Origin of the sequence: uncultured Phascolarctobacterium sp. (assembly GCF_937920985.1) — a bacterium.
Taxonomy (GTDB): domain Bacteria; phylum Bacillota; class Negativicutes; order Acidaminococcales; family Acidaminococcaceae; genus Phascolarctobacterium_A.
In genome coordinates, this window is the sequence record NZ_CALDXR010000022.1 from 1 (window position 1) to 6,838 (window position 6,838).

Here is a 6,838-nt window from a genome sequence, read left to right on the forward strand (position 1 = left end):
GAAAGTACTTGGCTGGAAGCGGCCTGGGAGGATAGATAGCTGCCGGTTAGAAAAACAGCTCATGCATTGCATGAGCTGTTTTTTCTATATGTAGATACTTAAATTTGCACTTTTTCTCTGGATAGTATATAATATCTAAAGAATTTTCCCAAAACCGGGCGAAATTTTGGGCGAGCAACGTAACTATAGATGAAATCAATTTAGGGAGAAATATTTCAAAGATGAAGTATTAAATCCTGGTGTCTTGGCTACGAGGTGAAAAATATGTCCTACGAAGAAAACAAAACTAACGCTTCTAATATTGAAATCATTCCTTGTGAAAGAATAAATTGCAAGGGAGCAGCTTCATGTGTGCTTAACATCAATTCATATATGAATGTATATGAGTTTGAAGACAAAATCATGAAGTATATGTGTAATATGCGCCCTGTCATGGACGAATTCATCTGCGTAAATCTTGATGTAATTGCAGATAGACCCGTCGACTTCATCCAAAGTCTGGTTGAAGGATATATTCGCTATGATGGCGTACATATCAAGAAAAACTATCGTGTTGAGTATGGCAAAATGGATAAAGAGGGCAATAATCATATCTATGTTCTTGAAGCACCAGATGGAGCGTGCGACTATGATATGGCAGTCTCTGTCTTTGCTATGGTGTGCATTGAAGAAAAAGCTCCTTCAGACTGGCACTGGAAAGAGATAACTGAGCAAGTGTTTGCTAAGAAAGAGGAAAGTACAGAAGTCATGCATGTTGAAGGGATTGACTGGAAGGAAGCAGCTTTGCTTAAAAGAAAGATGCGCCGTGTGTTAGGTGCTATTATTGGCGATATCGTTGGTTCTGTATATGAATTCAATGAAATAAAAACGAAAGATTTTCCATTATTCTCCAAGCATTGCTGCCCAACTGATGATAGCATGATGACGTTGGCTATTGCGAGTGCTTTGGTAGAATGTGAGAAAGATTACAGCAAACTTGCTGCTGAAACGATAAAACAAATGCAGCTTTGGGGAATGAGATATCCTAAGGCGGGTTACGGAAGTATGTTTTCTGATTGGCTTAGAACGAACGATCCGCAGCCTTATAATAGTTTTGGCAATGGTTCAGCTATGCGTGTTAGCCCAGTAGCTTACGTTGCTAAATCTATAGAAGAAGTGAAGGAACTGTCTAGAATTGTTACTAGCGTTACGCATAACCATCCAGAAGGGATAAAGGGTGCTGAAGCTACTGCAGTTGCAACATATATGGCTTTACATGGAAGCAAGAAAGAAGAAATTTTTACTGTGATAGATAATGAATATTATCCGATGAACTTCACGCTAGACGAAATCCGTGCTGATTACGAATTTAATGAAACGTGTCAGGAGACTGTTCCGCAGGCGTTAAAAGCTTTTTTCGAAGCGACTGATTTTGAAGATGCAATTAGAAACGCAGTATCTATCGGTGGAGATAGTGATACAATTGCAGCTATAACAGGTGCGGTTGCAGGTGCTTATTATGGTGTACCTTATCGAATTGAACAGCAGGCGTTGAAATACATGGATGGATTACAGAAAAAAGCTTATCGCTTATTTTGTTCATCATTTATGTTTAAATAAAAACCAGTTTTGTGCGCTTTGGAGGTGCTTTATAATGACTATTTGGAGATCGCATATTAAAATAGTTGGTAGTCTTGGTGGGAGTCGCATTGATCTTTGCCTTAATAAAAGTGTATTGGCTATGGGGTGGTCGCTTAGTGATAGGCATTTAGAGGGAAATAATATCAATGAAACTGACAAGCAAAAGATTCAGAAACAGCGTTCAGGTATTAAATCTTATGATGATTATGCGGCATTGATTAAAGAGTGGAATGTTTATGGTGGTAGTGTTGATGATAATGTAAGAAGATTATATTATAATGTAAAACCTGATGATTTGGTGTGGATACGTGATAAGGGAATTTACTATATTGGTAGAGTTGGCGAGAATAGTCAATGGATTTATGATAGTAGTCGAGAGTTGTTAGATAGGGATTCTACTACACAACGAACAGATATCGAATGGATAAAAGTAGGCGATGAATCTAGTGTTCCTGGCGCAGTCACAATAGCATTTATTCGTGGTAAAACGCTACAACGTATAGCTTCTAGGGAAGTAGAAACTTTTTCAAAGCATTATTATAATACAATAATGAAAAAAGAACATTATCAAGGTTTAGCTATTGAACCTAATAAAGAAACTTTGTATTCTCTGTTGTCACCAACTGATTGTGAGGATTTAGTGTGTGCGTATTTATTCTCTGAATATAAATATATAGTGATTCCGTCAACGAATAAGAAATCTACAGAGCTTTATGAGTGTGTTTTGCTTGATCCTGAAGATAGAAGTCACGTATATATTCAAGTTAAAAAAGGTAATGTAGATATTGATGCAAACGACTTTAGGCATTTGCAAGGCAAGGTTTTCTTATTTACGAGCGAAGGAACAGTAAAAAATTTTGATTCCAATAATAAGAATGAGAATATAGAACAAATATCGCCAGAAGAATTGTTCAAGTTTGCTATGTCTGATGCAGCAACAAATATTGTTTCTGATAGCATTAGCTATTGGACAGAATATATGCGGAAGGCATTGAAATGAAATCTCTTCTTCTCACCGCCTTCGATCCCTTTGCCCATTACACGCTCAATCCGTCTTGGGAAGCGGTCAAGGCTTTACCCGAAACTATCAACAACTACCATATACACAAGCTGCGCCTGCCGAACATCTTCAATCTCGCTCCACGTCTGCTTTTGGAAGAGGCCGAGCGCGTGCAGCCCGACGTTATCCTGCTGACGGGCATGAACAGTGGCTCGACAGATGTGGAAATCAACCTTGCCGCGCTCAACATTAAGGATGCGTTCATCGAAGACAACATGGGCCGCAGGCCGTGGAATGAGCCAATTCTTGCTGACGCCCCCGCCGCCTACTTTGCTACGATTCCTGTACATGAAATAGTCCGCTCTTTACGTGCGCAGAAGTTGCCCGTGCAGCTGGAGTTTGCTTCCGGCGGCTATGTCTGCAACGAAATTTTTTACCGTGCTGCCCATGCTTACGCCGGTACGACAACGAAAGTGGGCTTTGTACATGTGCCGCTCTTGCCGGAAATGGTGTTTGACGAAAGCCTTGCTAGGCCTATAGAAGAAACCAGCGCGATTTTAAAAGCTATTATCGAGTGTCTTTAATATGAGCCATACAGCGTGAAGCTGTCTGGCTTTTCTTTTTTCGCAAAGCTTCTGCTGAATTTGTATGCTTATCCGCTATTCTTTTTGCTTCTTACGCGTTATAATATCATTATACTTTCAGAAGGCAGGTGCAGCGATGTACTTTCAATACGGCGAAACGGAAATAAATTATCTTAAGCGCAAAGATAAAAGGCTTGCTTTGGCTATAGAGCAAATCGGTCATATTGAGCGTAAACTGGACGCTAATCTTTTTGCTGCTGTTGTACGTCATATTGTCGGTCAGCAGATATCATCCAAGGCGCAGGCAACTGTTTGGGCGCGTTTGGAAGCAAAGCTGATAACAGTTACACCTATGGTGATATATGCTGCTTCGGCTGATGAGCTGCAGGCCTTAGGCATGAGCCTGCGTAAGGCGGAATACATCAAGGATTTTGCGCGCAAAATAATCAATGGCGAGTTTGATTTGCAGGCAGTGGAGCATATGAGCGATGCAGAGGCGATTACAGCGTTGAGCAGCCTGAAGGGTATCGGTAAATGGACGGCAGAAATGATATTACTGTTCTGCCTGCAGCGACCGGATATTTTAAGCTTTGATGATTTGGCAATTCAGCGCGGTTTGCGGATGCTATATCATCACCGTAAAATAACCCGCGAGCTGTTTAATAAATATCAAAAACGTTACAGCCCCTACGGCAGTACGGCAGCCATTTACCTTTGGGCGATTGCCGGCGGTGCGATAGAGGGCATGAAGGATTATGCGCCTGCGAAAAAACGTTAAATTATAAGGGTTCGATTTCCTTTAGTGTTACAACGCAAAATAAATGAGGTTGAATATGTTGTACTATAAAAAGATTTCTTCGCCTTTAGGCGAGATAACCTTACGGAGCAATGGGCAGGCTTTAACAGGTTTATGGTTTGCAGACGATAAGCATTATGGCGACAAAGATATTCAAGATGCGCAAAATGCGGAGCTGCCTGTCTTTGCACTTGCCGAAAAGTGGTTGGCGGAATATTTCGCAGGCTGTGAGCCGAAAGTAAATGTACCTTTGCAGTTTACCGGCAGTGATTTTCAGGAACGTGTCTGGAAAATATTGCAAAACATACCTTATGGCAGCCTCATTACTTATGGCGATATTGCGCGCGAAATTGCAGCGCAGCGTGGTCTTGCGCGCATGTCGGCGCAGGCTGTGGGCGGTGCTGTAGGTCGTAATCCGCTCTGCATTATTATTCCCTGCCATCGCGTAATAGGTGCTAATGGCAGCCTTACCGGCTATGGCGGCGGTATGTGGCGCAAGCTGCGTCTGCTGGAGCTAGAAAAGATTGATATGAGTAAATTAACTGTACCGACAAAGGGTACAGCGTTATAAAGGAGTTTTTTATGAATAAAATGTATTATCCTGTTGTCGCTTTGGCATTGGGACATCTTGTTACCGATATGCAGGCGGGTGCGCTGCCTATCGTTTTACCGCAGCTGAAGGAGCTGTTTTCCTTGAGCTATTCACAATTGGCGGCGATTGTGCTACTGCAAAATATTATGTCATCTGTTATTCAGCCGGCCTTCGGCTATCTTACCGACAGGCGCTCGCTGCCGCGCTTCCTGCCGCTTTGCGCGGCGCTGGCAGGCGCGGGCTTCGCCTTTGTAGGCTGGGTTTCCAGCTACACGCTGCTTTTATGCACGGTTATTTTTATCAGCCTGGCGAGCGCTACCTATCACCCGCAGGCTTCTAAAACAGTCAACTTTTTGAGTGATGACACCAATCGCACGAAGAATATGGGCTTGTTTTCTATCGGCGGTAATGCGGGTATGGCGGTGGGCTCTATCTTCATGACCTTCCTTTTAGGCTTGGCCGGCGGCATTCACAATACTATGTATTTCGCTATCCCTGGTCTGCTTGTTTTCTTGCTGATGGCAAAAGCCATGCCGGATTATATCCGTGTCAACAAGGAGCATGAGGTGCAGCAGGCTAAGAAGGCTGCTGACGGTACAAGCGAAAAAATGTCGTATTTTGCGCTTTTCCTGATTTTGTTCTATATCTTCATGCGTTCTTCTATTCACAGCGGTATTTCAACATATCTGCCGTTGTATTTTATGAAGTTCCGTGGCTTTGAGGCAGTGTTCTCCAGCAGTCTTGTTTCCGGCTTCCTCTTAGGCGGTGTAGCCGGTACATATGTAGGTTCAATTTTGAGCGACAGGCTGGGAGCACGCAAAATTCTCTTGGGCTCTATTACGCTGAGCATTCCGGCGATTTACTGTATTACGATTGCTACGACTAAGCTTTTTGCTATGGCTTCTGTTGTTATTGCAGGCTTCTGCATCATCGGCTCCTTTGCGACTACCATTATTATTGCGCAGTGTATGATGCCGAATAATGTGGGCATGGCGTCCGGTCTGACAATCGGCTTCAGCGTTGGCTTAGGTGGCTTTGGCGTGACGATTCTCGGCGTGCTGGCCGATAAGTTCGGCCTGCCGATGGTTATGCAGCTTTTGGTGTGGTTGCCGATTGTAGCGGCGATTACGGCTATTTGGATTCCGATACCGAAAAAGCTGCAAAAATAAGATAGTTTATGTTGAATAATGCTTGCTGAAATTTTCTGGTCTGTCTTATGTAAATCATATTATAAATTTTTATAGAGGGGTATTTTCTTATGGATAATAACTATAGACTTGGTATTTTTTATGGTCTTGGTGCCTATCTGTTATGGGGCGTGCTGCCGATATACTGGAAGTTGCTGCAGCATGTTGAAGCGATGGAAATTTTGGCGAGCCGTTTTTTATGGTCGGCCGTTTTCGTCTTTCTTTTATTATTGGCAACAGGCAAGCTGAACATCTTCATGCAGGAAACTAAGGCGATTTTCAGCACGAAAAAGACTGCCTGCTGCATGGTGCTGGCAGCAATTATGATTAGCTTCAACTGGGGTATTTTTATTTGGGCGGTAGAAGCAGGGCACATTGTAGAAACAAGCATGGGTTATTATATCAGCCCGCTGATGAACGTGCTCTTTGGTGTAGTATTTCTGCGTGAGCGCCTTGCTAAGCTGCAAATTGCAGCTGTTAGCTGCGCTGCTGTCGGCATCGGTGTGATTATTGTCCATAACGGCGGCTTGCCCTGGATAGCACTGACACTGCCATTGACCTTTGCCTTCTATGGTTTGCTGAAAAAAATTATCGTTGCCCAACCGATGACGAGTATCCTGTTGGAAACATTGTTGATTTCACCTTTGGCTGCAGGCTATTTGTATTACCTGAATACTGTGGGAGGCAATGTATACCAAAGCTGCGATATGAATACGCTGCTGCTTTTGGCAGGTGCAGGCGCTGTTACGGCGACACCGATGCTGCTTTTTACGGCCTGCGCGCGTAAGCTGCCATTGAATATTGTTGGCTTTTTGCAATATATCTCGCCTTCTATCTCGCTGATGATAGGCGTGCTGATTTACGGTGAACCGTTCACCGGTACTACTGCTATAGCCTTTGGCTGCATTTGGGCGGGACTTGCGCTGTTCATCTGGTCGCAGCTAAGAAGATAAAAATAAACTCCTGCCGGCAGACTATGGGCCTGGAGGCAGGAGTTTTTTAGCGGTGCGCCCAGCATGGGCGATAACTAGGTGGTGAAAGTCCACTACGCGCTCGGTA

The 6,838-nt window shown here is 43.5% G+C and carries 7 protein-coding genes; all 7 read left to right on the top strand.

The features are described 5' to 3' along the window. Window positions 1–264: 264 nt before the first annotated feature. Entirely contained in the window at window positions 265–1,599 is a 1,335-nt protein-coding gene (locus tag Q0612_RS03985; RefSeq protein WP_298881054.1) for an ADP-ribosylglycohydrolase family protein, read from the top strand. Between the two features lie 34 nt (window positions 1,600–1,633). After that, the gene (locus Q0612_RS03990; RefSeq protein WP_298881056.1) at window positions 1,634–2,620 is read left to right on the top strand and encodes a hypothetical protein; all 987 of its coding nucleotides are present in this window, start codon (window positions 1,634–1,636) and stop codon (window positions 2,618–2,620) included. Further along, entirely contained in the window at window positions 2,617–3,204 is a 588-nt protein-coding gene (locus Q0612_RS03995; RefSeq protein WP_298881058.1) for a hypothetical protein, read from the top strand. Before Q0612_RS03990 ends, Q0612_RS03995 begins: the two co-directional genes overlap by 4 nt. 136 nt (window positions 3,205–3,340) lie before the next feature. Next, a complete protein-coding gene (locus Q0612_RS04000; protein ID WP_298881060.1) occupies window positions 3,341–3,982 on the top strand; it encodes a DNA-3-methyladenine glycosylase in 642 nt (213 codons plus the stop codon). A gap of 55 nt (window positions 3,983–4,037) precedes the next feature. After that, window positions 4,038–4,571, top strand: coding sequence for a methylated-DNA--[protein]-cysteine S-methyltransferase (locus Q0612_RS04005; protein WP_298881062.1), 534 nt, complete (start codon window positions 4,038–4,040; stop codon window positions 4,569–4,571). A gap of 11 nt (window positions 4,572–4,582) precedes the next feature. Further along, complete coding sequence (locus Q0612_RS04010; RefSeq protein WP_298881063.1) at window positions 4,583–5,761, top strand: MFS transporter; 1,179 nt, start codon at window positions 4,583–4,585, stop codon at window positions 5,759–5,761. Between the two features lie 89 nt (window positions 5,762–5,850). After that, entirely contained in the window at window positions 5,851–6,732 is an 882-nt protein-coding gene (gene rarD / locus Q0612_RS04015; RefSeq protein WP_298881065.1) for an EamA family transporter RarD, read from the top strand. Window positions 6,733–6,838: the final 106 nt, after the last annotated feature.

What these genes read in the sequence shown, in the direction of transcription:
- Q0612_RS03995 (WP_298881058.1), top strand. Translation starts at nt 2,617, where the DNA reads ATGAAATCTCTTCTTCTCACCGCCTTCGATCCCTTTGCCCATTACACG.
- Q0612_RS04005 (WP_298881062.1), top strand. Translation starts at nt 4,038, where the DNA reads ATGTTGTACTATAAAAAGATTTCTTCGCCTTTAGGCGAGATAACCTTA.
- Q0612_RS04000 (WP_298881060.1), top strand. Translation starts at nt 3,341, where the DNA reads ATGTACTTTCAATACGGCGAAACGGAAATAAATTATCTTAAGCGCAAA.
- Q0612_RS03985 (WP_298881054.1), top strand. Translation starts at nt 265, where the DNA reads ATGTCCTACGAAGAAAACAAAACTAACGCTTCTAATATTGAAATCATT.
- Q0612_RS03990 (WP_298881056.1), top strand. Translation starts at nt 1,634, where the DNA reads ATGACTATTTGGAGATCGCATATTAAAATAGTTGGTAGTCTTGGTGGG.
- rarD (WP_298881065.1), top strand. Translation starts at nt 5,851, where the DNA reads ATGGATAATAACTATAGACTTGGTATTTTTTATGGTCTTGGTGCCTAT.
- Q0612_RS04010 (WP_298881063.1), top strand. Translation starts at nt 4,583, where the DNA reads ATGAATAAAATGTATTATCCTGTTGTCGCTTTGGCATTGGGACATCTT.